This is a genomic window from Micrococcus flavus (assembly GCF_014204815.1).
Taxonomy (GTDB): domain Bacteria; phylum Actinomycetota; class Actinomycetes; order Actinomycetales; family Micrococcaceae; genus Micrococcus; species Micrococcus flavus.
The window spans coordinates 1,725,540-1,751,319 of record NZ_JACHMC010000001.1 but is presented as its reverse complement, the minus strand read 5'-3'; the positions used below and the strand labels follow the sequence as shown (position 1 = coordinate 1,751,319).

Here is a 25,780-nt window from a genome sequence, read left to right as displayed (position 1 = left end):
CGCAGGACGGCTGGGACTTCGCGCGCCCAGCGGACACAATGGGGGCGTGACCGACGAGAACACCACCTTCCTCCCGTCCCTGACCATCATCGGCGGCGGCCCCGGCGGCTATGAGGCCGCCATGGTGGCCGCCAAGCTCGGCGCCACCGTGACCGTGATCGAGCGCCAGGGCCTGGGCGGTGCCGCCGTCCTGACGGACGTGGTGCCCTCCAAGACCCTGATCGCCACCGCCGACTCCATGCGCCGCGTGGACCTCGCCCGCGACCTCGGGGTGGACCTCGGCGACGCCGAGCCCCGGGCCTCCATGGCCGAGGTGGGCCGCCGCATCCTCGAGCTCGCCGGGGAGCAGTCCCGGGACATCCACCGGGCCCTCGAGAGGCGCGGCGTGCGCGTGATCCTCGGTGAGGCCACCGTGACCGGCCCGCACACCGTGGCCGTGCGCTCGCACGACGCCGCCGAGGGGGCCGAGCCGGAGACCATCACCTCGGACGCCATCCTCGTGGCCGTGGGCGCCAGCCCCCGCGAGCTGCCCACCGCGAAGCCGGACGGCGAGCGCATCTTCAACTGGAAGCAGGTGTACGCCCTCGAGGAGCTCCCCGAGCACCTGATCGTGGTGGGCTCCGGCGTCACCGGCGCCGAGTTCGCCTCCGCGTACAACCGCCTGGGGGCGCAGGTGACCCTGGTGTCCTCGCGCGACCGCGTGCTGCCCGGCGAGGACGCCGACGCCGCCCAGCTGCTCGAGCACGTCTTCCAGGAGCACGGCCTGGACGTGGCCGCCCGCTGCCGCGCCGAGTCCGTGGAGCGCACCGCGGACGGCGTGCGCGTGCACCTGTCCGGCGACGGCGCCGCCGACCGCCCGTACATCGACGGCTCCCACGCCCTCGTGGCCGTCGGCGGCGTGCCCAACACCGCCGGCCTGGGCCTCGAGGAGGTCGGCGTGGAGCTGACCGAGGCCGGCCACGTGAAGGTCGACGGCGTCTCCCGCACCACCGTGCCCTCGATCTACGCGGCCGGCGACTGCACCGGCCAGCTCGCGCTGGCCTCCGTGGCCGCGATGCAGGGGCGCATCGCCGTCGCCCACCTGCTCGGCGACGCCCTCAAGCCGCTGCGGCCGCACCTGCTGGCCTCCAACATCTTCACCTCCCCGGAGATCGCCACCGTGGGCGTCACCCAGGAGCAGGTGGACTCCGGCCGCTACCAGGCGGACGTCATCCGGCTGGACTTCGCCACCAACCCGCGCGCCAAGATGCAGGGCGTCAAGGAGGGCTTCGTCAAGATCTTCGCCCGTCAGGGCTCCGGCACCGTGATCGGCGGCGTCGTGGTGGCCCCGCGCGCCTCCGAGCTGATCTACGCGATCGCGCTGGCGGTGACCCACAAGCTGCACGTGGACGACCTCGCGGACACCTTCACCGTGTACCCGTCCATGTCCGGGTCGATCGCCGAAGCCGCGCGGCGCCTCCACGTGCGTCTCTGAGCCGGGGCGCCGTGCCCTGCCATGCCTGGGCGCAGTACTGCCACGTAGACCCGTGTCTACGTGGCAGTACTGCGCCCAGGCTGCGTTGCGGGCCCGGTGTCAGCGGGCAGCGGCGCGGCGCTCGCGCGCCGACGTGACCGTGTGCAGGTCGGCGTGCCGCGTCTCGGGCGCGAGGGCCAGCGCCACGAGCGTGATGAGCGACGCCGCCGCCAGGTAGTAGCCCACGAAGGACACGTCGAACCGCTGCACCAGCCACGCGGCGATGAACGGCGTGACCGCCGCGCCGATGATCGAGGCGACGTTGTAGGCGATGCCCGAGCCGGTGTACCGCGTGTTCGTGGGGAACATCTCCGGCAGCACGGCGGACATCGGGCCGAAGGTGAGGCCCATCAGGGCCATGCCGACGGCCAGGAAGACGATCATGCTCCCCACGTTGAACTCCGCGCCCTGCCCCATCGTCTCGGGGGCCAGCCAGAGGCCGAAGCTCAGGCCGAACACCACCATGAGGGCGGTGACGACAAGCAGCGTGGGCTTGCGCCCGAAGCGGTCCGCGAGCCACCCGGACACCGGGATGAAGGCGGCGAAGAACAGGATGCCCACGAGCTGCAGCACCAGGAACTCGCCGTAGGGGACGCCCAGGAAGCCGGACTCCTCCTTGCCGATCGCGTAGGAGAGGATCCACGTGGTCATCAGGTAGAACAGCACGTAGGTGGCGTACATGACGAACGTGCCGAGGATGAGCTCCCACCAGTTGCGCCGGAACACCTCGCCCAGCGGGGCCTTCACGCGCTGGTCCTGGTCCAGGGCGCGCTGGAAGACCGGGGTCTCCTCGAGCTTGAAGCGCACGTAGAGGCCGACGGCGACCATCACGATGGACAGCAGGAACGGCAGGCGCCACACCCAGGTGAGGAACGGGCCGTCCATGTCCGGGGCGGTGGAGTCGTGGCCCGTGACCATCACGAGGATCAGGTAGAGGCCGTTCGCCAGCAGGAAGCCGATGGGCGCGCCCAGCTGGGGCCACATGGCCGCCTGGGCTCGCTTGCCCTCCTGGGCGTACTCCGTGGCCAGCAGCGCCGCGCCGGACCACTCGCCGCCCAGGCCGAGGCCCTGGGCGAACCGCAGGATCGCGAGCATGGCCGGGGCCCAGAGGCCGATCTGGTAGTACGTGGGCAGCAGGCCGATGAGGAACGTGGCGATGCCCATGGTCAGGAGCGCGCCGATCAGGGTGGCCTTCCGACCCACGCGGTCGCCCAGGTGGCCGAACAGCACGGCGCCGATCGGCCGGCCGAAGAACGCGGCGCCGAAGGTGGCCATCGAGGCCAGGAGCGCCGCGTCGCCGTCGCCCTTGGCGAAGAAGATGAGCGGGAAGACGGAGACGGCGGCCGTGGCATAGGCGTAGAAGTCGTAGAACTCGATCGACGTGCCGATCAGCGAGGCCACGATCACGCGGGAGCGGGGCACGTCTCCGGCAGGGGAGGCCGCCGCGGGAGCGGCGGAGGGGGAGTGGGACATGCGACCTCCTGGGGGCGAGTGGACACCGCGGGCGCCGGATGCGACCACGATGTGAGACAGAGCGACCGCCAGTGTAGGAGCGTTGCCGGTGGGGGGGTCTCGTCATCTCCAGGCGTCCACGATGTGAGAAGAACGAGGGGTGTTCCCCACCGACCCGTGCGCGCGGGGATCCGGGCAGGACAGCGCCCCGGCGACGTTCCAGCGGTGCAGGACCGCTGGAACGTCGCCGGGGCGTTGTGTTCCGGGGCGCTGGGCCTCCGGGGCTCAGTCCTTCGACGCCTCCGCGTCCGCGATCGTGGCGATCACGGTCCCGGCGGAGACGGTCTCGCCCGCCTGCACGGTCAGCCCCGAGACCACGCCCGCCCTGTGGGCCGTGAGCGGCTGCTCCATCTTCATCGCCTCGAGGACCACGATCAGGTCGCCCTCGGCCACGGTCTCGCCGTCCTTGGCGGCCACCTTCACCACGGTGCCCTGCATGGGCGCGGTGAGGGCGTCCGTGCTCGCCGTGGCGGGAGCGGCCCCGGTCCGGCGCCCGCCGCGGGGACGACGCCGGCCCGCGCCGGCGCGTGCGGCCGCGTCCTGGAGCTGGTGCATGGCCGCACCCCACGTGGGCAGGGTGACGTCCACGCGCTTGCCGTTGACCTCCACGGTCACGGTGTGTCGCGCCTCGCGCTCGACCGGCTCGGCCGGCGTCACCTGCGCGGGGGCGATCTCGTGGGCGAACTCGGTCTCGATCCAGCGCGTGTGCACCGAGAACGGCGCCTCGGAGCCCTGCAGCTCGGGGGCGAACGCCGGGTCCGCCACCACGGCGCGGTGGAACGGCAGCACGGTGGGCATGCCGGCGATCTCGGCCTCCGCGAGGGCGCGGGCCGCACGCTGCAGGGCCTGGCGGCGGGTGGCGCCGGTGACGATCAGCTTCGCCACCATGGAGTCGAACGCGCCGGAGACGGTCTCGCCCTCCACCACGCCGGCGTCCACGCGCACGCCCGGGCCCGAGGGCATCCGGAACGTGCTCAGCGTGCCGGGGGCGGGCAGGAAGTTCCGGCCCGGGTCCTCCCCGTTGAGGCGGAACTCGAACGAGTGGCCGCGCACCTCCGGGTCCCCGTAGCCGAGGGCCTCGCCGCGCGCGAGCCGGAACTGCTCGCGCACCAGGTCGATCCCCGTGACCTCCTCGGTCACCGGGTGCTCCACCTGGAGGCGGGTGTTGACCTCGAGGAAGGACAGCGTGCCGTCCTGGCCCACGAGGAACTCGCACGTGCCCGCGCCCACGTAGCCGGCGGCCTTCAGGAGGGCCTTCGAGGACTCGACGAGTCGCGCGTTCTGCTCGTCGGTGAGGAACGGCGCCGGGGCCTCCTCCACGAGCTTCTGGTTGCGGCGCTGCAGGGAGCAGTCGCGCGTGGACACGACGACGACGTCGCCGTGGGCGTCCGCGAGGCACTGGGTCTCCACGTGGCGGGGGCGGTCCAGGAACCGCTCCACGAAGCACTCGCCGCGGCCGAACGCGGCGACGGCCTCGCGCACCGCGGACTCGTAGAGCTCGGGGATCTCCTCGCGCGTGCGGGCCACCTTGATGCCGCGGCCGCCGCCGCCGTAGGCGGCCTTGATGGCCACGGGCAGGCCGAACTCGTCCGCGAAGGCCACGACCTCGTCCGTGCCGTTGACGGGAGACGTGGTGCCGGGGGCCAGCGGGGCACCGACCTCGGTGGCGATCCGGCGGGCGGAGACCTTGTCCCCGAGGGCGTCGATCGCCTCCGGCGGCGGGCCGATCCACACCAGGCCGGCCGCCTCCACGGCGCGCGCGAAGTCCGCGTTCTCGGACAGGAAGCCGTAGCCGGGGTGGACGGCGTCCGCGCCGGAGCGCTCGGCGGCGTCGAGGATCTTCTGCATCAGGAGGTAGGAGTCCGCGGCGGTCTCCCCGCCGAGGGCCACGGCCTCGTCCGCGAGCTTCACGTGCAGCGCATCCCGGTCCGGCTCGGCGTACACGGCCACGGAGGTCAGGCCCTCGTCCTGGCAGGCCCGCACCACGCGCACGGCGATCTCCCCGCGGTTGGCGATCAGCACCCGGGAGAAGCGCCGGACCCTCCCGTCCGGAGAGGCGGGGGTGACCTGGGGGCCGCTGGTGGTGGTCATGGGGTCGGGGCTCCTGAAGACGGGGGCGGGGGTGCGGCCGCCGCGGGGTCCGGCCCGTCGCGCCGATCGGCCGACGCGGGACGGGCCGCCCGCACGGCGCCGCTGTTCACGTGCACTGTACTGCGGTGGTGGACCCCCGCACAGGCGTTCGCGGGGGTCCGGCGGTGCTCACCCGCCCGGGTTGGAGGAATCCCACAAGTCCGTGAACCGCAGGCCCAGCTCCGCGCACTGCGCGCGCAGCACCGCCACGGACAGGCCGATCACCGCGTTCGGGTCTCCGTCCACCGACTCCACGAGGGCGGCGCCGGCGCCGTCGATGGTGAACGCGCCAGCGCACTGCAGGGGTTCGCCCGTGGCCACGTACGCGCGCACCGTGTCCTCGTCCACGGCGGCGAAGTGCACGTCCGCGCTGATCGTGGTGCACGTCTCCGCATCCGGCACGGCGCCGTCGTCGCCCGGGGTCAGGAGGCCGACCCACTGGCCGGTGTGGAGGCGCCCGGTGCGCCCGGACTGCTCCCGCCAGCGCTCGACCGCGACCTCCGGCTCGTACGGCTTGCCGTGCGCCACGCCGTCGAGCTCGAACACGGAGTCGCAGCCCACCACCAGGGTGGGGCACTCGACGCCCTCCGCGGTCAACCGCTCCGCCACGTCGTACCCCTTCGCCCTCGCCAGGTGGAGGGCGAGCTCCTCCGGGGTCGCCTCGGGGCGCGCCGCCCCGAGGGCCTCCTCGTCCACGTCGGACACCACGACGCGGAACGGGAGGCGGGCGCGCCGCAGGATCTCGGCGCGGCCCGGCGAGGCCGAGCCCAGCACCAGGAGCGGGTGCCCGGGGCAGGGGCGGCCGCCGTCGTCGTCGGCAGGGGTCATGCGAGCGCCTCGCGCAGGGTGTCGAGGCCCATCGAGCCCAGGCGCAGGGCGCGGGTGTGGAAGGCCTTGAGGTCGAAGTCCTCGCCCTCGCGCGCCTCGTGCTCGGCGCGGATCTGCTCCCAGATCCGCTGGCCCACCTTGTAGGCAGGCGCCTGGCCCGGCCAGCCGAGGTAGCGGGTGAACTCGAACCGGCGCTGGCCCTCGGAGAGGATCAGGTGCTTCGAGAGGAAGTCGTAGCCCCGCTCCGGGGTCCACGCGCCGCCGCCCTCGGACTCCGGCATGGCGAAGCCGCAGTGGTAGCCGATGTCGAACACCACGCGGGCCGCGCGCATGCGCTGCATGTCCAGCATGCCCAGGTGGTCGCCGGCGTCCTCGAGGAAGCCGAGCTCGTCCATGAGGCGCTCCGCGTAGAGGGCCCAGCCCTCGCCGTGTCCGGAGGTCCAGCAGAAGCTGCGGCGCCACAGGTTCAGCTCGTCCCGCGCCATCATGGCCGTGGCGATCTGCAGGTGATGGCCCGGCACGCCCTCGTGGTAGACGGTGGTGGTCTCCGCCCACGTGGTGAACTCGTCCTCGCCCGCCGGCACGGACCACCACATGCGGCCCGGGCGGGAGAAGTCCTCGGACGGGCCGGTGTAGTAGATGCCGCCCTCCTGCGTGGGGGCGATCATGCACTCCACCCGGTCCATGGGTGCCGGGATGGCGAAGTGCTCCTTCATGGCCTCGATGGCCTCGTCCGAGAGCCCCTGCATCCAGTCCCGCAGCGCCTGCGTGCCCGTGAGCTTCCGGGCCGGGTCCGCGTCGAGGATCGCGCGGGCCTCCTCCACGGTGGCGCCGGGGCGGATGCGCTCGGCGTCCGCCTCCTGGGCGGCGACGATCCGGGCCAGCTCCTCCTGGCCCCAGCGGTAGGTCTCCTCGAGGTCGATCTCCGCGCCGAGGAACACGCGGGAGGCCAGGCGGTAGGCCTCGATCCCGACGGCGTCCTCCTCCGGGGCGTGCGGGCGCAACTCCTCGCGCAGGGCCGTGGCGAAGTCCCGGTAGGCCTGCACGCCGGCCTCGACGCCGGAGCGGATCCGCGCGGCCAGCGCGGGGGTCACGGCCTCCGCCGCGCCGGCCCGCTCCACGAGCCCGGGGAAGAACCCGCCGGGCGCCCCGTGCGCCTCGGCCTGCTCGATCACGATGTCCACCTGGCGCACCGCGGCCACGTGCCCGGCGTCCCGGGCGGCGAGCAGGGACGCGGTGTAGCCGGCCAGCGCCGCCGGCAGGTTCTCCAGGCGCCCGGCCACGTGCTCCCACTGCTCGGCGGTGTCCGTGGGCATGAGGTCGAACACGGCCCGGACGCCCTGGGCGGGGGAGGCGATGTTGTTCAGCTCCACGCGGCCGGTGGCGTGGATCTCCCGCTCCAGGCCCAGCCGCTCGCGCATCGCGGCGGCGGTCACGCGGTCCGCCTCGTCCGCCGGCTCGAGGCCCTCCAGCTCCGCCAGGGTCCGGGCGTTGAGCTCGTCGAGGGCGCGCAGCCCGGCGGGGGAGAGGTCGCCGTACTCGGTCTCGCCGCCGGGGAAGCCCATGGCGGTGGCCTCGTCCGGGCGCAGGCGGAGGTACTCGGCGACGTGTCGCTCGGCGAGAGCGTCGATGGCGGTGGGGGTGCGGGCGGCGCCCGTGACGGCGGCGGTGTCGGTCATGCACGGCACTCTAGGGGGTGTGACAGACGTCCTACCATCGCGGCCGGCCGGTGCGCGCCGCCGGAGGGGCGGACGACGCCGGCGGGGCCGGCCGGCGTCGTCCGCCCAGGTCAGCGCCAGCCTGCGGCACGGCGCCACTGATCCTGGCCGGGGCGGGCCCACAGGCCCAGGTCCCCGCGGCGCAGGAGGGTGCGGTCCGGGCGGCGCATCCGGCCGTGGCGGCCGGCCTGCGGCACCGCCGTGGCGCCCTGGGCGCGCATCTGCGCGAGCACCGCGGTGAGGGCGGCCATCTCCTCCGGCTCGAGCTGGGCGCCGTCCAGGCGCACGGGGTCGTTCTCCTCCTGGCCCTCGCCCGGATGGGGGGCCTGCTGTGCGGCGCTCACAGCGGCATGTTCCCGTGCTTCTTGGCGGGGCGCGCCTCGCGCTTGTGATGGGTGGCCCGCAGCGCGCGCACGAGCTGCGCGCGGGTCTGGCGCGGCGGGACCACCGCGTCCACGTAGCCCAGGTCCGCGGCCTGGTACGGGTTGAGCAGCTCCGCCTCGTAGTCCGCCACGATCTGCGCGCGGCGCGCCTCGACGTCCTCGCCGGCCTCCTCGGCGGCCTGCAGCTCCCGGCGGTACAGGATGTTGACGGCGCCCTGCGGGCCCATCACGCCGATCTGCGCGGACGGCCACGCGAGGTTCAGGTCCGCGCCGAGCTTCTTGGAGCCCATCACGATGTACGCGCCACCGAAGGCCTTGCGGGTGATCACGGTGAGCTTCGGCACCGAGGCCTCCGCGTACGCGTAGATGAGCTTGGCGCCGCGGCGGATGATCCCGTTGAACTCCTGGTCCGTGCCGGGCAGGAAGCCGGGGACGTCCACGAGGGTGAGGATCGGGATGTTGAAGGCGTCGCAGAAGCGCACGAACCGTGCGGCCTTCTCCGAGGCGGCGATGTCCAGCGTGCCGGCCAGCTGCTGCGGCTGGTTGGCCACCACGCCCACGCTCATCCCGTCCATGCGGGCCAGGCCGGTGATCACGTTGGGGGCGTACATCTCCTGCAGCTGCAGCAGCTGGCCGTCGTCCACCAGCGCGGAGACCACCTCGAGCATGTCGTACGGCTGGTTCGCCGAGTCCGGGACGATCGTGTCCAGCGCCTCGTCCTCCTCCGTCACCTCGAGGGAGGCCGGCTCGAACGCGGGGGCCTCGGCCAGGTTGTTCGAGGGCAGGAACTCCAGCAGGTCCTGGACGTAGGCGATCGCGTCCTCCTCGGAGGAGGCCATGTAGTGCGCGGTGCCGGAGGTGCTGTTGTGGGACCGGGCGCCGCCCAGGGTCTCCATGTCCACGTCCTCGCCCGTGACGGTCTTGATCACGTCCGGGCCCGTGATGAACATGTGCGAGGTCCGGTCCACCATCACGACGACGTCGGTCAGCGCCGGCGAGTACGCGGCGCCGCCGGCCGAGGGGCCCATGATCAGGGAGATCTGCGGGACCATGCCCGAGGCCAGCACGTTGTTGCGGAAGATGTCCGCGAACTGCGCCAGGGAGGCCACGCCCTCCTGGATGCGCGCGCCGCCGCCGTCGAGGATGCCGATCACCGGGCACCCGTTGCGCGCGGCGAACTCCTGCACCTTCACGATCTTCTGGCCGTTGCGCTCGGACAGCGATCCGCCGAACACGGTGAAGTCCTGCGAGTAGACGGCCACCTGGCGGCCGTCCACCGTGCCGAAGCCGGCCACCACGCCGTCGCCGGCCGGGTGCTTGGCGTCCATGCCGAACGCGGTGGTGCGGTGCGTGGACAGGGCGTCCAGCTCCACGAACGAGCCCTCGTCCAACAGCAGGTCCACGCGCTCGCGGGCGGTGTGCTTGCCGCGGGCGTGCTGACGCTGCACGGCGGCCTCCCCGCCGGGGGCCGCGGTGGCCTCGAGGCGGCGGTGCAGGTCGGCCAGCCGGCCGGCGGTGGTGCTGAGGTCGGGGTCGGTCACGCGGGGCTCCTCGGGGCGGGGGCGGCGGCCGGGCCCGGGCGGGCCCGTCGCAGGGCTCGGATGCGGCGGTCGGGTGCGGCCGTCAGTCTACGCGCGCGGCCCGCCGGCGCGCGGGGCGGGCGGGCAGGACGTCCTCGTCCCGGGCCATGACCTCCTGCTGCTCGGCGATCTCCTTGGCGAGGAAGTGGTTGAGCGCGGTCCGGATGGCGGCGATGGCCGCCAGACGCCCGATCATGTCCCACGTCGGCGCCACGGCGGTGGCCAGGACGTCCGCCGCCAGCTGGAACTCCAGGGCCAGCGCCAGGGCCCTGCCGAGCGCGACCCGCGCCCGCGTGATCCCGTGCCGGTCCCCGCCCAGCCAGCCGCGCACCAGCAGGACGACGGCGGCCACGGCGCCCACCGCCACGGCGGCCGCTCCCAGGGACTCCACCACCAGGATCACGACGCCGATCACGGCCTGGATGGTCTCCTCCACGGGGCACCCGCTTCCACTCGTCCGGCCCCCGCGCGGTCGCCCGGGGACGGGCCGAGGATACGCCCGTCTCACGGGGCCCCGGCGGGAGGGGCAGCGGCGCGGTCCGGCGTCGGCTATACCTGGAGGAATGGGACGACTCACATGGCTGGACACGGTGGACTCCACACAGGACGCCCTGCTGCGCCTGCTGAACGGGCCGGCGGGCCCGTCCGGGGCGGGGGGCACGACGCCGGCCCCCGCCCACGGCGATGTGCTCGCCACCGCGGACCAGCGCGCCGGGCGCGGACGCCACGGCCGGGTCTGGGAGGCCCCGCCCGGGTCCTCCCTGGCGCTGTCCGTACTGCTGCGCCCGGCGGGGCCCTCCGGCCCGCTGGCCCCGGCCCACTGGAGCTGGATCTCCCTCGTGGCCGCCTCGGCGGTGGCCGGGCTCCTGGCGGACCGGGGCGCCCCCACGCACGTCAAGTGGCCCAACGACGTGCTCGCCGAGGACGGCCGCAAGCTGTGCGGCGTGCTGGCCACCGTGGCCCCGGGCGGCGGCGTGGTGGTGGGCACGGGCGTGAACCTGGCCTTCCCGGGCGGGCCCCCGGCCCCCACCGCCACCGCGCTCGCGGACTGGGTCCCGGCCGCCGCCGTGCCCGCGCCGAGGGCGCTCGCGGAGGAGCTGCGCGCCGCCGTCGTCACCGCCGCGGACGCGTTCGCCGCGGCCCTGGACGGCGTGGCCGACCCCGTGGGCGGGACCCACCCCGCCGTGGCTCCCGTGGCGGCGCGGCTGAGCACTCCCGGCCGGTCCGTGCGGGCCGAGCTGCCGGACGGCACGGCGCTCGAGGGGGAGGCCGTGGGGCTGGGCCCCGGAGGGGTCCTGCGGGTCCGGACCGGCGGCGAGGGCCGTGAGATACTCGAGACCGAGATCAGCGCCGGCGACGTGGTCCACCTGCGGGGGGACGTGCGCCGGGGCCGGTGACGCCCCGCGGGCGCCCGGCACGGACAGTCCCGGAGGTGGACGAGGATGCGGCTCGAGCCCGGCGAGCAGGTGGTGGTGCGCACGCGCCGCCATCCCCGCGCGCTCCTCGGCGCCGCCTCCGCCCTGGTGGCCACCGCCTTCCTGCTCGGCCTGGGGCGGGGCGTGCTGGCCCGCCCGGGCCTGCCCGGCGTCGTGGACCGGGCCGCCCCGTGGCTGGACGCGCTCCTGTGGGCCGCGGCCGCGCTGGCCGTCCTGCTGGGCACCCTCCGTCCCCTGCTGGTCTGGCTGACCGGCCGCACCGTGCTCACCACCGCGCGCCTGATCCGCCGCACGGGCCTCGGCGGCGGACCGGACGGCGCCATGCCGCTGGTGGCCATCGCGGACGTGGAGCGCCGCGGCCGCGGCTCGGGCGCCGGCGACCTGCTGGTCCTGTTCCAGGAGCCGGTCCGTCAGGTGTACTGGCGCCTCGCCGACGTCCCCGAGGCCGCCCGCTTCGAGGAGCTGCTCGCCGAGACCACCCGCCGCGCCCGGACCGTCTCCTGGCCCGCCGCCGACCTGGGGGGAGGACCCCGATGACCCGCCACCGCCCCGACCCGGCCACCCCCGTCACCGCGCCCCTGCCCGTGGTGCCCCCGTCGGACGGGTCCCGACCCGACGCCGGGCGTCCCCGCCGCACGCCCGCGCCCGTCGCCCAGCCCGGCTGGACGAGCGCGATGCGCACGCTCGACGCCGGACTCGTGGCCGGTCCCCCCGCCATCTCCCGTCGGGAGGCGGCCCGCCGCCTCGGCATCACCGCCGGCGCCGCCCGCCGGATCTCCCGGGCCCTGGGCTACCCGGACGTGCCGGACGGGGAGACCGTGTTCTCCGAGGAGGACCTCAACGCGTTCGACGCCGTCCTCCAGCTGGTCCGCGAGGGCACCCTCAACGAGGACACGGCCGTGTCCCTGGCCCGCTCGGTGGGTCAGATGACGGACCGCATGGTGGTCTGGCAGATCGAGGCGCTGGTGGAGGACCAGATCTCCTCGGAGGGCCGGACGGACCCCGAGGCCCGCCGCGCCGCCGTCGACCTGCTGCCGCAGATCATCAGTCCGCTCGAGAAGGTCATGCAGGTGGTGTACCGGCGTCAGCTCAACAACGCGGTGCAGCGCCTGACGGTGCGCGTGGAGGCGGGGCTGGCCGCCTCGGAGCAGGGCCGGGACGGCTCGGAGGACGACGCGCCGCTCCCGCTGGCCCGCGCGGTGGGGTTCGCGGACATGGTCTCCTACACCACGCTCTCCCGGACCATGGACGAGCGGACGCTGGCCCGCACGGTCCAGCGGTTCGAGTCCAGGGCCGCGGAGATCATCGCCGCCGGCGGCGGCTGGCTCGTGAAGACCATCGGGGACGAGGTGCTGTTCAACGCGGAGACCCCGGAGGCCGGAGCGGAGATCGCGCTCGCGCTCTCCGAGGCCATGGCGGCGGACACGGAGCTGCCCTCGGCCCGGGTGTCCCTGGCGTGGGGGCGCGTGCTCTCCCGCCTGGGGGACATCTACGGGCCCACCGTGAACCTGGCCTCCCGGCTGACGTCCCTGGCGGATCCGGGTACCGTGCTCGTGGACGCCATGACCGCGGCCGCCCTCTCCGAGGACGAGCGCTTCGTGCTCGTCCCGCAGCCGCCGCGGATCGTCCGGGGGTTCGGAGAGGTCCGCCCCTCCCTCCTCATGAACGGCGCGGCGCAGCCCCTGATCACCGACTGAACCCGAGGACCCATGAGCGAGCAGCCGACCACCGGCGCGGCCGACCCCGCGCAGCCCGAGGCGGTGGCGGTGACCCACGTGGGAGCCGTCCGGGAGCTGAACGAGGACGCGTGGGCGATCGTCGGGGAGCCGCTGCTGCTGGCGGCGGTGGCGGACGGCATGGGCGGTCACGAGGCCGGGGAGGTGGCCTCGGCCGCCGCCGTCGAGCTGCTCGAGCACCGCGTCCCGGAGGTCCTCGCCCCGGGCGCGACGCACACCCCCCAGGAGCTCGGCGCGCTCGTCCACGAGGCCAACGCCGCCGTGATCGACTCCGGCGGGGGCCGCTCCGGAACCACCCTCACGGCCCTGGCGTGCCTGGACGTGGAGCGGGGCCGCTGGGCGATCGCCAACGTGGGGGACTCCCGCGCCTACCTGCGCCCCGTGGGCGCCCCCGTCCTGCAGCAGCTGACCGTGGACCACTCCGCCGTGCAGATGATGGTCGAGGCCGGGGAGCTGACGCCGGCCGAGGCCCGCGTGCACCCGCGCCGCAACGTCATCACCCGCGCGCTGGGTTCGAGCCACGCCCTCACGGTGGACGTCACCGAGATCGACGTCGCGCCCGGCGACCGGCTCCTGCTGTGCAGCGACGGCCTGACCGGCGAGCTGCTGGACGAGGAGATCCGCGCCATCCTCGACGACGCCGGCGCGCTCTCCGAGGCCGCCGAGCGTCTCGTGGAGGCCGCGCTGTGGCGCGGCGGCCGGGACAACATCACCGTGGTGCTGGTCGGCTTCCCCCGCCCCTGATGCCGTGTCCGGGGCCGCCGCTAGGCTGACCCGGTGAGCACCGCAGACCGCGCCCCCGCCGAGGGCCCCGACGACCACGTCCCCACCGAGGGGCAGATCCCCGAGCAGGGCGTGCGCGAGCGCCACGACGCGCTCGTGGAGCAGGTCCGCGCCGCGCGCGTGGCCTACTACCAGCACGACGCGCCCGAGCTCTCCGACGCCGAGTACGACCGCCTGTACCGCGAGCTCGAGGACCTCGAGGCGCTGCATCCGGAGCTGGTCTCGAACGACTCGCCCACCCAGGAGGTCGGCGGCGAGGCCTCCGAGGCGTTCGCCCCCGTCACCCACGGCGCGCGCATGTACTCGCTCGAGGACCTGTTCTCCCCGGAGGAGCTGGAGGTCTGGTTCCTGCGGGCCGCGGGCGCACTGACCGAGGTGCGCCCGGGGCGGGCCCCGCGCTGGCTCGTGGAGGTCAAGATCGACGGGCTCGCGGTGGCCCTGCGGTACCGCGGCGGGCGCCTGGTGCAGGCGGCCACCCGCGGCGACGGCGTCACGGGCGAGGACGTCACCCGCAACGTCATGACCATCCAGGACGTGCCCCAGCGCCTGTCCGGGGAGGGCTGGCCCGAGGAGTTCGAGGTGCGCGGCGAGGTGTTCATGCCGTCGCAGGCGTTCGCCGAGCTCAACGAGCGCCGCGCGGAGGAGGGGCTGCCGCCCTTCGCCAACCCGCGCAACGCCGCCGCCGGCGCGCTGCGCCAGAAGGACCCGGCTGTCACCGCGCAGCGCCCCTTGAGCATGTTCGTGCACGGCATCGGCTCGGTGGAGGCGTTCGGGCTGGACTCCCAGGAGGAGGCCTACCAGGCGCTGGCCGGCTGGGGGCTGCCCGTGAGCCCCTACACCCGCGTGGTGGAGGGGGCGGACGAGGCGGCGTTGGCCGGCGTCGTCGCGGTGATCGAGGAGTACGGCCAGAAGCGGCACCGCCTGGTGCACGAGATCGACGGGATCGTCCTGAAGGCGGACGCGTTCGCGGATCAGCGCTACCTGGGGCACACCTCCCGTGTGCCGCGCTGGGCCGCGGCGTACAAGTACCCGCCGGAGGAGGTGCACACCCGGCTGCTGGACATCACGGTCTCGGTGGGCCGGACCGGCCGCGTCACCCCGTTCGCGATGATGGAGCCCGCCCGGGTGGCCGGGTCCACCGTGGCCATGGCCACCCTCCACAACCAGGACGTGGTCAAGGCCAAGGGCGTGCTGATCGGGGACACGGTGGTGCTGCGCAAGGCCGGGGACGTCATCCCGGAGGTCGTGGGTCCGGTGCTGCCGATGCGCGAGCGGCTGCGGGCCGAGGGCGTGGAGCTGCGCGAGTTCGTCATGCCGTCCGAGTGCCCCTCGTGCGGCACCCCGTTGGCCCCGGCCAAGGAGGGCGACGTGGACCTGCGCTGCCCCAACGCGCGCAGCTGCCCCGCCCAGCTGGCCGGGCGCGTGGAGCACCTGGCCGGCCGCGGCGCGTTCGACGTCGAGGCGCTCGGCGAGGAGGCCGCCCGCTGGCTGGTGAACGGTCCCGGACCCGATCCGGCGGAGAACGAGGGGCGGGTGGTGCCCGAGGGTGCCGGGCCGATCACGGCCGAGGCGCAGGTGTTCGACCTGGCCTCCGGCACCCCCGAGGAGATCGTCGGCCCCCGCGGCGAGGACGGACTGACGGACGCCCAGCGCGCCCTGGGCGAGGTGCGCGTGTGGCGCGAGGGCCGGACCAAGGTGGACGGGCGCATGGTCCCGTCCGGCGTGTGGTCCCTCAAGCCGTACTTCTTCACGGCGGGCACCGCGAAGCGGCCCTCGTCGCCCACGGCCACCACCCTGCGCCTGTTCGACGAGCTGGAGAAGGCCAAGTCCCAGCCGCTGTGGCGCGTGCTCGTGGCGCTCTCCATCCGGCATGTCGGCCCGACGGCGGCGCGCTCCCTGGCCACCGCGTTCGGCTCCATGACGGCCCTGCGGGCGGCGGCCGAGGGCGGCGAGCGCGAGCGGCTCGCGGAGATCGACGGCGTGGGCCCGACCATCGCCGACGCCCTGATCGAGTGGTTCGCCCAGGACTGGCACCGCGAGATCGTGGACCGCTGGGCCGCGGCCGGGGTGCGCATGGAGGACGAGCGGGACGAGTCCGTCCCGCGCACCCTCGAGGGCGTCACCGTGGTGGTCACCGGCTCGCTCGAGGGCTTCTCCCGCGACTCCGCGAAGGAGGCCATCCTGGTGCGCGGCGGCAAGGCCTCCGGCTCCGTGTCCAAGAAGACGCACTTCCTGGTGGCGGGCGAGGCCGCGGGCTCGAAGCTGGACAAGGCGGAGTCGCTCGGCGTTCCGGTGCTGGACGAGGCCGGGTTCGTGCGGCTGCTCGCGGAGGGGCCGGAGGCGTTCGCCGGGGAGGACGAGGACGCCGAGGCGGAGGACGGCCCGGAGGCCCCCGGGGGCGCCGCGCCGGGCGCGGTGGAGCAGGCGTGAGCGCCGTCGGGACGACGCCGACCGGGCTGCTGGTGGTGGCCAAGGCCGCCGCGCGTGCCGGCGCGGACGTGCTCGGCGAGCGCTGGGCCGGCCATCACCCGGCGGTGCCGCTGACCCGGGGCCAGCTCGGCGCGGACACCAAGTCCTCCGGCTCGGACTGGGTCACGGACTACGACCGCCGCGCCGAGGACGTCGTGCGCCGCGTGCTCACCGCCTACCGGCCGCAGGACGAGATCACCGGCGAGGAGCACGGGGCCACCGTCCCCGCCGAGCCCTCCGGGTTCCGGTGGTCCATCGACCCGCTGGACGGCACCACCAACTTCATCCGCGGGCTGCCCCAGTTCTGCACCTCCGTGGCCGTGTGGGGACCGGACGCCCGCGGCGAGGAGCGCTGGCTGGCGGGCGCCGTCGTCGCGCCGGGGCTGGGGCGGACCTGGTACGCGTCCGCCGGCGGGGGCGCGTTCAGCACCGTGGACGCCTCCACCGCGGGCGTGCACGCGCCGGACCGCGGCGAGCCCGTGCGGCTGACCGGCCCCGTGCCGGGCCGCTCAGGACGCCTGCTGGCCACCGGCTTCGGGTATCGGCCGGAGCGGCGCCGGCTGCAGCTGGCCGCGCTCGAGGCGCTGCTGCCGGACTTCGGGGACGTGCGGCGGATCGGCTCGGCCGCGCTGGACCTGTGCATGGTGGCCGACGGCACCCTGGACGCCTACGCGGAGTACGGGACGCAGGAGTACGACTGGGCCGCCGGCGCGCTGATCGCCGAGGAGGCCGGCGTGCCCGTGACCCGGCCGCCGTCGGGCGACGGGACGGACCACCCCGACTGGATGGTGGCCGGGGACGTGGACGCGTCCGCCCTCGCCCGCGCGAAGGCGGCGACCGCATGAGGCGGCTGCTCGGCCACCCGTGGGCCTACCCCACGGCCTTCATCGCCGCGGGCCTCGCGTTCGCGCTCTGGGGCACGGCGCAGCGGAACGTCGCCGTGATCGTGTCCGCCGTGCTGATGGTCCTGCTGATGCTCCCGTCCCTGCGCGCCACCCGGGTGCGCTCCCGGCCCTACGCGCAGGCGCAGGGCACGGTGGACGCGGGCGGCGTCGTCGTGTTCTGGCGGCCGGGCTGTCGGTACTGCATGACCCTGATCAAGACCCTCACGCCTGAGGAGCGCGGGCGCGTGCACTGGGTCAACATCTGGCAGGAGCCGGAGGCGGCGGCCGCCCTCGAGGCGCTGCACGCTCGCCGGGACGGCCGCCCGCACCAGGCCGTGCCGACCGCCTGGACCCGCCGCCGCGACTGGATCGTGGCCTCGGAGGCGGACCGGGACCGGCTGCGCGAACGGCTGCGCCAGACGAGGGAGGCAGCGGGATGACGGCACAGGAGGAGACCACCGGGCGGGAGCACGGGGTCCGCATCCGCCGTCTGCGCCCCGAGGACCACGACGCCGTGTCGGAGCTGATCCTCGCCGCGTACGACGCCGGCGGCCACCTCGAGGAGGAGGACACCTACCGGGCGATCCTGGCCGACGTCGCCTCCCGGGCGGAGGTGGCCGAGATCCTCGTGGCCGAGGTGGACACCGACGCCGGGCCCCGGGTGGGCGGCAGCGTGGTGCTCGCCCCGCCCGGCTCGCCCCTGCAGGAGACCGCCCGCGAGGACGAGTACGAGTTCCGCATGCTCGCGGTGCACCCGGACCTGCACCGGCGGGGGATCGGCCGCGCGCTGCTGGCCGCCGTCGTCGAGCGGGCGCGGGCCATGGAGGGGGTGCGCGGCGTCGCGCTGACCACCATGGAGTCCATGGTCGAGGCACACCGCCTCTACGAGGCGGCGGGGTTCGTCCGCACGCCCGAGCGGGACTGGATGCTCTCCGCGCTGCTGCCGGGCCTGCCCCCGGAGGAGGACAAGGGCCCGTTCATCGTGTACGTGCTGCCCGTGGACTGAGGCCTCGTCCGGCCACTGTGGCCAGCGGCCAGTAGCTGGACCCGTCCCGCCTACCCCCCAATGCTCGCCTGGCCAGCAGGAGGAAGGTGCCCTGCCCGTCGCAGGACGGCATACGGATCGACCGACGAGTCGTACTTCTCCCGCAACGACGATTGGAGGCGGGCCAGCCAGGATCGGTGCTCCTCCGTCGGTATGTACCAACTGCCGCGCTTCTGCCCCTGACGTTCCAAGATCCCGGCGCGGCACAGCGCCCGCAGGTCGCGTGAAGCGGTTGTCGCAGTGACTCCCGCATCCTCTCGATAGCGAGCGTTGGTGAGGCGCCAACCACTGAGGGTCGACTCCAAAGCCGGTAATGAGCGCTCAGGAAGACCGTGACGCTCGAGCAGGTCGTCAGCACGTGCCGCGACATGGTTCATAATCTCCACCCTGCGCTGCACGGTGGTCGCCTGGCGGTAGTGGGCGGTCAGCATGAACTCGATCCAGGCATGGGCCGAACGATGCGGCTGCCACCGACCACCACCGACTTGGGCCAGCACGTCGTAGTACGCCAATGTATTGCGCCCCAGGTATTCCTCGACAGAGACGAACTCGGCTTCGGCCACCCGTTCCCGGTACAGGATCGCCGACTGCAGAATGCGCGAGAGACGCCCGTTGCCGTCCCGGAAGGGGTGGATCATCACCAGGTTAAGGTGAGCCATGGCCGCGACGACGAGGGGAGGCACGCCCGCGGACGTGCCGTCGAGATCATGCAGGAGTTCAGCGACGAGGTCGGGTACCGCGTCCGCGTCGGGACCCTCGTAGACGATGCGTCCGGTGTCCTCCTCCTCCACGTATACGTCTCGTTTGCGGAACTCCCCGGGCGATTTCGACAGGTCATGACCCTGGACCATGAAGTGCAACGAGAGCAACGTGGACATGTCCAGTGTCCTACCGGGGTCGCCTCCCAGGACGCGCGCGTAGGTCATGGCATCCGAATACCCCTTGACCGCGAGCCATACGTCGTCAACGGTGGTCAGTTCTTCCTCGTCGGCCTCAATAGCGAGGGCCTTCTCCTCCGAGACGTCGATGCCTTCGATCGAGTTGGACCCCCGGACGGCCCGAGCTCGGTGCTGGCGGGCAAGGGTACCGAACCAGCGATGGGTCGGGGCTAGATTGTGCCGCAGATCGAGCCTCAGCCGGTTGATCTCCTCCAGGACGGCACTGTCGTCCGCATTGAGGTCTGGGGCGTTGAAGAGCATGGCCGCCTCCATGGGGCAGATAGTGGTCGAATGTCGTTTAATAACTGACAATCCATCCTCATCGTACATGAGGCGAGAGCCGTCCCGCCGATAGACTCGGTCTGAAACCGGCGTCCCGCCCTGCCTGGAAGTGGCGCCCGAACTGTGCGAACCGAACTGTGCGAAGGAGATCCATGCCTGAGATCACCCGGGAGCAGGTGGAGCATCTGGCCCGCCTGGCCCACATCCGGATGACCGAGGAGGAGCTGGACGCGATGTCCGGCGACCTCGAGCAGATCCTGGAGCACGTCTCCCAGGTGCAGGCCGTGGCGGGCGAGGACGTGGCGCCCACCTCCCACCCCATCCCGCTGGAGAACGTGTTCCGCGCGGACGAGCCCACCGGCATGCTGACGCAGGACCAGGCGCTGGACCAGGCGCCGGACGCCGAGGACGGCATGTTCAAGGTCCCCGCGATCCTGGACGGAGAGTGATCGAGATGAGTGAGACCTTCGACGTGCACGCCCCGATCGAGGCGGACGGCCTCGTCCGCCTCACCGCCCTGCAGATGGCCGAGCGCCTGCGCGCCGGCACCACCACCTCCGTGGAGCTCGTGCAGGCCCACCTGGACCGCATCGCCGCGGTCGACGGCGACCCGCGCCAGGACGCCGACGCCGACGCCGGCGTGCGCGCCTACCTGCACGTGAACACGGAGGAGGCCCTGGCCGTGGCCGCCGAGGTGGACGCGATCCGCGCCGCCGGCGGCGCCGAGGCCGAGGCCCTGCACCCGCTGGCCGGCGTGCCCGTGGCGCTGAAGGACAACATCGTCACCGTGGGCCAGCCCACCACCGCGGCCTCGCGCATGCTGGACGGGTGGATGAGCCCGTACGACGCCCACGTGGTCGAGCGGATCCGTGCAGCCCGCCTGCCGATCCTCGGCAAGACCAACATGGACGAGTTCGCCATGGGCGGCTCCACCGAGCACTCCGCGTTCGGCGTGACCCGCAACCCGTGGGACGGGCAGCGCGTGCCCGGCGGCTCCGGCGGCGGCTCGGCCGCGGCGGTGGCGGCGTTCTGCGCGCCCTTCGCGCTCGGCTCGGACACGGGCGGCTCCATTCGCGAGCCCGCCGCGTTCACCGGCACCGTGGGCGTCAAGCCCACCTACGGCGCGGTGTCCCGCTACGGCGTGATCGCCATGGCCTCCTCGCTGGACCAGGTGGGCCCCGCGGCCCGCACCGTGGCGGACGCCGCGGCCCTGCAGCAGGTGATCGGCGGGCACGATGCGCGCGACTCCACCTCGCTGCCCGAGGGACAGGCGGACCTGGTGGCCGCGGCGGCCGGGCGCGACCTGGCGGGGCTGCGCGTCGGCGTCGTGACCGACCTGGACGCCGAGGGCCTGCACCCGGGCGTGAAGGAGGCCTTCGACCGGGACGTGCGGGCCCTGGCCGACGCGGGCGCGGAGATCGTGGAGGTCTCCTGCCCGCACTTCTCCGCGGCCCTGGGCGCGTACTACCTGATCATGCCCTCCGAGGTGTCCTCCAACCTGGCCCGCTACGACGGCGTCCGCTACGGCAACCGCGTGGTGCCGGACGGCGGCGGCACGATCGAGCAGGTCATGGGCGCCACCCGCGCCGCCGGCTTCGGCGACGAGGTCAAGCGCCGCATCATCCTGGGCACCTACGCCCTGTCCGCGGGCTACTACGACGCCTACTACGGCTCGGCGCAGAAGGTCCGCACCCTGGTGCAGCAGGACTTCGCCGCCGCGTTCGAGCAGGTGGACGTGCTGCTCACCCCCACCGCGCCGATCCCGGCGTTCCGCCTCGGGGAGCAGACCAAGGACCCGGTGACGATGTACCTGAACGACCTGTTCACCATCCCGGCGAACCTGGCCGGCGTGCCCGGCATCTCGGTGCCCGGCGGCCTCGTGGACGGCCTGCCCTACGGCCTGCAGTTCATGGCCCCGGCCCGCGAGGACGCGCGCCTGTACGCGGTGGGCGCCGCCGTCGAGAGGCTCGTGACCGAGCGCGAGGGCCACCCCGTGTGGGCGCAGGCCCCGGACCTTCAGAAGGGCGCCGAGCGCGCCGCCGCGACCCCCGCAGGAGGCAGCAAGTGAGCACCGCAGACGTGATGGACTTCGCGGAGGCGATGGAGCGCTTCGACCCCGTGCTCGGGTTCGAGGTGCACGTCGAGCTGAACACCGCGTCCAAGATCTTCTCCACCGGCGCCAACGCGTTCGGCGACGAGCCGAACACCAACGTGACCCCGCTGGACCTCGGCCTGCCCGGGACCCTGCCGGTGCTGAACAGGGGGGCCGTGGAGTCGGCGATCAAGCTGGGCCTGGCCCTGGACGCGCAGATCGCGCCGTCCTGCCGGTTCGCGCGGAAGAACTACTTCTACCCGGACACCCCCAAGAACTTCCAGACGTCCCAGTACGACGAGCCGATCGTGTTCGACGGCCACCTGGACGTGGAGCTGGAGGACGGCACGGTGTTCCGCGTGGAGATCGAGCGCGCGCACCTCGAGGACGACGCCGGCAAGCTCACCCACCAGGGCGGCTCCGGCCGCATCCAGGGCGCGTCGGCGTCGCTCGTGGACTACAACCGCGCCGGCGTGCCGCTGATCGAGATCGTCACCCGGCCGATCGTGGGCGCCGGGGAGCGCGCCCCGGAGATCGCCCGCGCCTACGTCACCGCGCTGCGGGACATCGTCAAGGCGATCGGCATCTCGGACGCCCGCATGGAGCACGGCAACGTGCGCTGCGACGCGAACGTGTCCCTCATGGAGAAGGGCGCGTCGGAGTTCGGCACGCGCACCGAGACCAAGAACGTGAGCTCCACGCGCGCCGTCCAGCACGCCGTGATGCATGAGATCCAGCGGCAGGCCGCGGTGCTCGCCGCGGGCGGGACCATCACGCAGGAGACCCGCCACTGGCACGAGGACACCCGGACCACCACGGCCGGCCGTCCGAAGTCGGACGCCGACGACTACCGCTACTTCCCCGAGCCGGACCTGCTGCCCGTCGTGGTGGACGAGGCCTGGATCGAGCGCGTGCGCGCCGAGCTGCCCGAGCTGCCGGCCGTGCGGAACAAGCGGCTCAAGGGCGAGTGGGGCTTCTCCGACGCGGAGTTCCGCGACGTGGTCAACGCCGGCGTGGCGGACCAGATCGCGGAGACCGTCGGAGCCGGGGCGACCCCCGCCGCCGCCCGCAAGTGGTGGATGGGCGAGATCGCCCGCCTGGCCAACGTGCAGGAGAAGGAGGTCGCCGAGCTCGGCGTCACCCCCGCGCACGTGGTGGAGATCGAGGAGCTGATCGCCGCGAAGACGATCAATGACAAGATCGCCAAGCAGGTGCTCGGCTTCGTGGCCGAGGGCGAGGGCACGCCGAAGGAGATCGTGGAGGCGCGCTCGCTGGCCGTGGTCTCCGACGACGGCGCCCTCACCGAGGCCGTCGACGCCGCGATCGCGGACAACCCGGACGTGGTCGAGAAGATCAAGGGCGGCAAGATGCAGGCCGTCGGCGCGCTGATCGGCCCCGTCATGAAGGCCACCCGCGGCCAGGCCGACGCCGGCCGCGTCCGCGAGATCGTGCTCGAGCGCCTCGGGGTGGGCTGAGCCGCACCCCTCCCCGACGAGGGGCCACGAACGGTGGGAATCCAGGCCGGATCCGAACCGTTCGTGGCCCCTCGTCTGAGGTGGGTGGGGCGACTCCTGCTCTACGGCGGCAGGACATGTACGTCACCCCAATGTTCACAGGTCGGTACTCGTCTCCGCTGTGATGACGTTCCGTCGGACGCCACACCGAGGAAGAGCAGTGGAGAGGCCGACCCCCATGAACGAGACCCGACACTGCGCCGGCCGGCGCGCCGTCGTCCATGGCCTGGCCTGGACCGCACCGGCGGTGGCCTTCGCCGCCGCCGCGCCCGCGATGGCCATCTCACCGGCATGCCTGCGGAGCGTCACCGTGGACTGGTCCACGGCGCGCTACACCCGCACCTCCGCCACTGCCGATACCGCCGGGGGAGCAGCCAACCCGCTGGTCCTCCATCAGTCCCCTCGGTCGGACAGCGACAAGCGCGACACCCGGACGAACGCCAACAAGACGGTGACGACCTTCACCTTCAGCAGGCCTGTCAGCGGTCTCGCCTTCACGATCACGGACATCGACTCGAAGACCGCCGACTTCGTGGACGCGGTGGGCATCCAGAGCGCCACGGTCTTCACGGCGACGAGGGCGAACACCACCACCGCGGGCGTCAGCGGGACCGGGACGCTGACGGACCCCCTCCGCGCCGCCGGCAGGAACACCGACGTCCAGGAGAGCGAGAGCCGGGGCAATGCGACGATCCGCTTCACCGGCGACGTGACCTCGTTCAACCTCCACTACTGGAACCAGGCCGCCACCGCGAGCACCACCATCGACGGGGACCAGCGCATCTTCCTCTCCGCCTTCCAGCTGACGTACAGCATCTGCCCCTGACCGGAGGCGGGCGGCGAGGGGTGGCAGGTCAGAGCGCCGCGGCCGCCCGCTCGATCCGCGGCAGCACCTTGCGCAACAGGCGCCCCCAGCGCGGGGCGCGGCCGGTCAGCTCCTGCCGTGCGGCAGCGTCGTCGAGGGAGTCCAGGCCGGCGGCGCCGAGCCACACGCGGGCGCGGAGGGCCTCCTCCGGCGTGCGGGCGATCGCCTCGATCCACTCCTCGCCGTGCCAGATCCCCAGGGAGGCCACGTTGCGCGCGGCGTCCCCGGCGTGCGCCAGGTCCCAGTCCAGGATCCCGGACGGCTCCCAGCGGACCTCGTGGCCGCCTTGGCCCGCCACCGGCAGCCAGTGCATGTTGTGCCCGGCCAGGTCGCCGTGCACGAGCGACGGGCCGTCCGGGGGAGCCGCGGCCCACGCGGTCACGGCCGCCGCGATCCGCCCGACGACGCCGGCCCAGTCCGCCGGCAGTGCGCTCGTGTGCTCGGCGGGCAGCGCCGCCCCGAGCCGTGCGACGCGGTCGATCCGCTCGGCGGTCCACGGGCCGCGGAACGCGAACGCCGGACCCAGCCCCGCGGCCACCGCCGGCGTGGTCACGTCCACCGCGTCGAGGGCGTCCACGATCCCGCGCAGGACGGCTGCGTCCCCCTCGTGGGGCGGATGCGGCTGGCCCGGCACGAACGCCTGGAGGACGGCCGTGGCGAGGGGGTGCCCGGCGTCGTCGTCCCGGCGGAGCACCGCGGACAGCGGACGCGGCACCGCGAAGGGCAGGCCCGCGGCGGCGAGGGCCTCGAGCAGGGCCATCCGGCGGGGCAGGTGCGCGGCGGGGGAGTCCTCCGGCGCCCAGGCCGCGCCGATCGGCGCCCCGGCCTCGCTCAGACGGGTCATCCGCAGCACGCCGACGTCCTCGAGCACCAGCACCCGGTGGAACTGGCCGGACTCCACCACGCGACCGCCGCCCCAGTCGGCGGAGCGGAGGCGGCCCGCGAGCGTGGCGGGCACGTCCGGCAGCAGACGGTCCAGGGCCTCGGCCGCCAGCTCGAGCTCGGACGCGGCGGGGGAGGAGGTCATGACCCCACGGTAACGCCCGCCCCGCCTGCACTGTCGCACGCGGAATCGGGGCTTCCGAGTCTCCGGGAGACGGCTGAAGGGCCGATTCCGCTTTCGAAAGTGAGAGAGGGGGAGGGGAGGAGGAGATACTGGCCCGCATGACCGGACCCGCCGCCCCCGTCCCCTCCGTGGCCGCCACCCGCCCGGGGCCCCAGGCCCTCCCCGCCCCGAGCGCGCGCGTGGTCCGGTGGGAGATCGCCATCGTGCTGGGCCTGTCCCTGGGCCGCAGCGCCGTCTACGCGATCGTCCAGCTGATCGACAAGGCCACCCGCGCCCCGCTCGGCGAGCAGACCACCGTGCTGAACCCGACCCTCAGCCCACGGTGGGGCTTCGACCTGACCTATCAGCTGCTGGACATCGGGTTCGCACTGGTCCCCGTGCTGCTCGTGCTGCACCTGACGTGGCTGCGGGGGCGCAACCCGTTCCGGGCGTTCGGCCTGGACCTGCGCCGTCCCGGCCGCGACCTCGCGTGGGGGTTCGCCCTCTTCCTCGGCATCGGCCTCGGCACACTGGGCGTGTACGCCGCCGGCCGCGCCGCCGGGATCACGACGGCGATCGTCGCCAACGCCCTCGACGACACCTGGTACCAGATCCCGGTGCTGCTGCTCTCCGCTGCGCGGCACGCCCTCGTCGAGGAGGTGATCGTGGGGGTGTGGCTCGTCGACCGGCTCGGGTGGCTGCAGCGGCTGCGCGCCGCCGGGGCCTCCGGGGTCCCCGCCCCCGCTGTCGAGGGGCCGGGCCTGATCCTGCCCGTGCGGGTCTGGATGGTGGTCCTGGCGCTCGCGGTGCTGCGCGGGGCCTACCACCTGTACCAGGGGGTGGGCCCGGGGATCGGCAACGCGCTCATGGGCGTGGTGTTCACGCTGGTGCTGCTGCGCACGCGTCGGGTCATGCCGCTGGTCCTGGCCCACTTCCTGCTGGACGCCGCCGGGTTCGTGGCGTACCCGCTGCTCCACCAGGCGGGACTCTTCGGCGGGTGAGGCCGCCCCCGCGGTACTTCCGGGGC

At 73.9% G+C, this 25,780-nt stretch carries 23 protein-coding genes; 14 read left to right on the top strand and 9 right to left on the bottom strand.

The window, feature by feature from the left end; all coding sequences use genetic code 11:
- Positions 1-46 precede the first annotated feature (46 nt).
- Positions 47-1,474, top strand: a complete 1,428-nt coding sequence (locus BJ976_RS08155) for an NAD(P)H-quinone dehydrogenase (protein WP_135029070.1) — start codon at positions 47-49, stop codon at positions 1,472-1,474.
- Positions 1,475-1,573: 99 nt separating this feature from the next.
- Here the strand turns inward: BJ976_RS08155 and BJ976_RS08150 are convergent, their stop codons facing one another.
- The 7 genes from BJ976_RS08150 to BJ976_RS08120 all read right to left on the bottom strand — a co-directional run bounded on the left by BJ976_RS08150 (position 1,574) and on the right by BJ976_RS08120 (position 10,100).
- A complete protein-coding gene (locus BJ976_RS08150) occupies positions 1,574-2,986 on the bottom strand; it encodes an MFS transporter (protein ID WP_135029072.1) in 1,413 nt (470 codons plus the stop codon).
- A gap of 264 nt (positions 2,987-3,250) precedes the next feature.
- Positions 3,251-5,116, bottom strand: coding sequence for an acetyl/propionyl/methylcrotonyl-CoA carboxylase subunit alpha (locus BJ976_RS08145; RefSeq protein WP_135029074.1), 1,866 nt, complete (start codon positions 5,114-5,116; stop codon positions 3,251-3,253).
- Between the two features lie 168 nt (positions 5,117-5,284).
- Positions 5,285-5,983 carry a Maf family protein gene (locus BJ976_RS08140; protein ID WP_135029075.1) on the bottom strand — a complete coding sequence of 233 codons (699 nt, stop codon included), beginning with the start codon at positions 5,981-5,983 and terminating at the stop codon, positions 5,285-5,287.
- Positions 5,980-7,662 carry a DUF885 domain-containing protein gene (locus tag BJ976_RS08135; RefSeq protein ID WP_135029078.1) on the bottom strand — a complete coding sequence of 561 codons (1,683 nt, stop codon included), beginning with the start codon at positions 7,660-7,662 and terminating at the stop codon, positions 5,980-5,982. Before BJ976_RS08135 ends, BJ976_RS08140 begins: the two co-directional genes overlap by 4 nt.
- A 110-nt stretch (positions 7,663-7,772) precedes the next feature.
- Positions 7,773-8,045, bottom strand: coding sequence for an acyl-CoA carboxylase epsilon subunit (locus BJ976_RS08130; protein WP_135029080.1), 273 nt, complete (start codon positions 8,043-8,045; stop codon positions 7,773-7,775).
- The gene (locus BJ976_RS08125; RefSeq protein ID WP_135029082.1) at positions 8,042-9,625 is read right to left on the bottom strand and encodes an acyl-CoA carboxylase subunit beta; all 1,584 of its coding nucleotides are present in this window, start codon (positions 9,623-9,625) and stop codon (positions 8,042-8,044) included. Before BJ976_RS08125 ends, BJ976_RS08130 begins: the two co-directional genes overlap by 4 nt.
- An 82-nt stretch (positions 9,626-9,707) precedes the next feature.
- On the bottom strand, positions 9,708-10,100 hold the full coding sequence (locus tag BJ976_RS08120; protein ID WP_135029084.1) for a DUF1622 domain-containing protein: 393 nt from the start codon (positions 10,098-10,100) through the stop codon (positions 9,708-9,710).
- 127 nt (positions 10,101-10,227) lie between these two features.
- Between BJ976_RS08120 and BJ976_RS08115 the strand changes: the two genes are divergently transcribed.
- The 8 genes from BJ976_RS08115 to BJ976_RS08080 are packed head-to-tail and all read left to right on the top strand — an operon-like array spanning position 10,228 to position 17,978.
- Complete coding sequence (locus BJ976_RS08115) at positions 10,228-11,061, top strand: biotin--[acetyl-CoA-carboxylase] ligase (protein ID WP_135029086.1); 834 nt, start codon at positions 10,228-10,230, stop codon at positions 11,059-11,061.
- 45 nt (positions 11,062-11,106) lie between these two features.
- Complete coding sequence (locus tag BJ976_RS08110; RefSeq protein WP_135029087.1) at positions 11,107-11,637, top strand: PH domain-containing protein; 531 nt, start codon at positions 11,107-11,109, stop codon at positions 11,635-11,637.
- Positions 11,634-12,797, top strand: coding sequence for an adenylate/guanylate cyclase domain-containing protein (locus BJ976_RS08105; RefSeq protein ID WP_135029089.1), 1,164 nt, complete (start codon positions 11,634-11,636; stop codon positions 12,795-12,797). Before BJ976_RS08110 ends, BJ976_RS08105 begins: the two co-directional genes overlap by 4 nt.
- Before the next feature lie 12 nt (positions 12,798-12,809).
- Entirely contained in the window at positions 12,810-13,580 is a 771-nt protein-coding gene (locus BJ976_RS08100) for a PP2C family protein-serine/threonine phosphatase (RefSeq protein WP_135029091.1), read from the top strand.
- A 33-nt stretch (positions 13,581-13,613) separates the two neighbouring features.
- Positions 13,614-16,049: an NAD-dependent DNA ligase LigA gene (ligA, locus tag BJ976_RS08095; RefSeq protein WP_167736911.1), complete on the top strand. Its 2,436-nt coding sequence runs from the start codon at positions 13,614-13,616 to the stop codon at positions 16,047-16,049.
- Complete coding sequence (locus BJ976_RS08090) at positions 16,046-16,933, top strand: inositol monophosphatase family protein (RefSeq protein ID WP_135029093.1); 888 nt, start codon at positions 16,046-16,048, stop codon at positions 16,931-16,933. The genes ligA and BJ976_RS08090 overlap by 4 nt, the downstream gene beginning before the upstream one ends.
- Positions 16,930-17,412, top strand: a complete 483-nt coding sequence (locus BJ976_RS08085; protein ID WP_135029095.1) for a glutaredoxin domain-containing protein — start codon at positions 16,930-16,932, stop codon at positions 17,410-17,412. The genes BJ976_RS08090 and BJ976_RS08085 overlap by 4 nt, the downstream gene beginning before the upstream one ends.
- Complete coding sequence (locus BJ976_RS08080) at positions 17,409-17,978, top strand: GNAT family N-acetyltransferase (protein WP_135029097.1); 570 nt, start codon at positions 17,409-17,411, stop codon at positions 17,976-17,978. The genes BJ976_RS08085 and BJ976_RS08080 overlap by 4 nt, the downstream gene beginning before the upstream one ends.
- 50 nt (positions 17,979-18,028) lie before the next feature.
- Here BJ976_RS08080 and BJ976_RS08075 read toward each other — a convergent pair whose 3' ends face one another.
- Positions 18,029-19,216, bottom strand: coding sequence for a Fic family protein (locus BJ976_RS08075; RefSeq protein ID WP_167736912.1), 1,188 nt, complete (start codon positions 19,214-19,216; stop codon positions 18,029-18,031).
- Between the two features lie 173 nt (positions 19,217-19,389).
- Here BJ976_RS08075 and gatC point away from each other — a divergent pair, with 173 nt between their 5' ends.
- The 4 genes from gatC (at position 19,390) to BJ976_RS08055 (ending at position 23,669) form a co-directional block, all read left to right on the top strand.
- Positions 19,390-19,686, top strand: coding sequence for an Asp-tRNA(Asn)/Glu-tRNA(Gln) amidotransferase subunit GatC (gene gatC / locus BJ976_RS08070; protein WP_135029101.1), 297 nt, complete (start codon positions 19,390-19,392; stop codon positions 19,684-19,686).
- Between the two features lie 5 nt (positions 19,687-19,691).
- A complete protein-coding gene (gatA, locus tag BJ976_RS08065; RefSeq protein ID WP_135029103.1) occupies positions 19,692-21,305 on the top strand; it encodes an Asp-tRNA(Asn)/Glu-tRNA(Gln) amidotransferase subunit GatA in 1,614 nt (537 codons plus the stop codon).
- Entirely contained in the window at positions 21,302-22,804 is a 1,503-nt protein-coding gene (gene gatB / locus BJ976_RS08060; protein ID WP_135029105.1) for an Asp-tRNA(Asn)/Glu-tRNA(Gln) amidotransferase subunit GatB, read from the top strand. The genes gatA and gatB overlap by 4 nt, the downstream gene beginning before the upstream one ends.
- Before the next feature lie 217 nt (positions 22,805-23,021).
- Positions 23,022-23,669, top strand: coding sequence for a hypothetical protein (locus BJ976_RS08055; RefSeq protein ID WP_135029107.1), 648 nt, complete (start codon positions 23,022-23,024; stop codon positions 23,667-23,669).
- 28 nt (positions 23,670-23,697) lie between these two features.
- On the opposite strand, the gene BJ976_RS08050 is transcribed toward BJ976_RS08055, so the two are convergent.
- Positions 23,698-24,735 carry a phosphotransferase family protein gene (locus tag BJ976_RS08050; protein ID WP_135029109.1) on the bottom strand — a complete coding sequence of 346 codons (1,038 nt, stop codon included), beginning with the start codon at positions 24,733-24,735 and terminating at the stop codon, positions 23,698-23,700.
- Positions 24,736-24,872: 137 nt separating this feature from the next.
- Here BJ976_RS08050 and BJ976_RS08045 point away from each other — a divergent pair, with 137 nt between their 5' ends.
- Entirely contained in the window at positions 24,873-25,754 is an 882-nt protein-coding gene (locus tag BJ976_RS08045) for a CPBP family intramembrane glutamic endopeptidase (RefSeq protein WP_135029111.1), read from the top strand.
- The last annotated feature ends 26 nt before the right edge of the window (positions 25,755-25,780 follow it).

Excerpts from the sequence above, each read along its gene's own strand:
- BJ976_RS08115 (WP_135029086.1), top strand. The coding sequence starts at position 10,228 with ATGGGACGACTCACATGGCTGGACACGGTGGACTCCACACAGGACGCC.
- gatC (WP_135029101.1), top strand. The coding sequence starts at position 19,390 with ATGCCTGAGATCACCCGGGAGCAGGTGGAGCATCTGGCCCGCCTGGCC.
- BJ976_RS08145 (WP_135029074.1), bottom strand. The coding sequence starts at position 5,116 with ATGACCACCACCAGCGGCCCCCAGGTCACCCCCGCCTCTCCGGACGGG.
- BJ976_RS08100 (WP_135029091.1), top strand. The coding sequence starts at position 12,810 with ATGAGCGAGCAGCCGACCACCGGCGCGGCCGACCCCGCGCAGCCCGAG.
- BJ976_RS08045 (WP_135029111.1), top strand. The coding sequence starts at position 24,873 with ATGACCGGACCCGCCGCCCCCGTCCCCTCCGTGGCCGCCACCCGCCCG.
- BJ976_RS08150 (WP_135029072.1), bottom strand. The coding sequence starts at position 2,986 with ATGTCCCACTCCCCCTCCGCCGCTCCCGCGGCGGCCTCCCCTGCCGGA.
- BJ976_RS08075 (WP_167736912.1), bottom strand. The coding sequence starts at position 19,216 with ATGCTCTTCAACGCCCCAGACCTCAATGCGGACGACAGTGCCGTCCTG.
- BJ976_RS08135 (WP_135029078.1), bottom strand. The coding sequence starts at position 7,662 with ATGACCGACACCGCCGCCGTCACGGGCGCCGCCCGCACCCCCACCGCC.
- gatA (WP_135029103.1), top strand. The coding sequence starts at position 19,692 with ATGAGTGAGACCTTCGACGTGCACGCCCCGATCGAGGCGGACGGCCTC.
- BJ976_RS08080 (WP_135029097.1), top strand. The coding sequence starts at position 17,409 with ATGACGGCACAGGAGGAGACCACCGGGCGGGAGCACGGGGTCCGCATC.
- BJ976_RS08050 (WP_135029109.1), bottom strand. The coding sequence starts at position 24,735 with ATGACCTCCTCCCCCGCCGCGTCCGAGCTCGAGCTGGCGGCCGAGGCC.
- BJ976_RS08105 (WP_135029089.1), top strand. The coding sequence starts at position 11,634 with ATGACCCGCCACCGCCCCGACCCGGCCACCCCCGTCACCGCGCCCCTG.
- BJ976_RS08110 (WP_135029087.1), top strand. The coding sequence starts at position 11,107 with ATGCGGCTCGAGCCCGGCGAGCAGGTGGTGGTGCGCACGCGCCGCCAT.
- BJ976_RS08055 (WP_135029107.1), top strand. The coding sequence starts at position 23,022 with ATGAACGAGACCCGACACTGCGCCGGCCGGCGCGCCGTCGTCCATGGC.
- BJ976_RS08085 (WP_135029095.1), top strand. The coding sequence starts at position 16,930 with ATGAGGCGGCTGCTCGGCCACCCGTGGGCCTACCCCACGGCCTTCATC.
- BJ976_RS08140 (WP_135029075.1), bottom strand. The coding sequence starts at position 5,983 with ATGACCCCTGCCGACGACGACGGCGGCCGCCCCTGCCCCGGGCACCCG.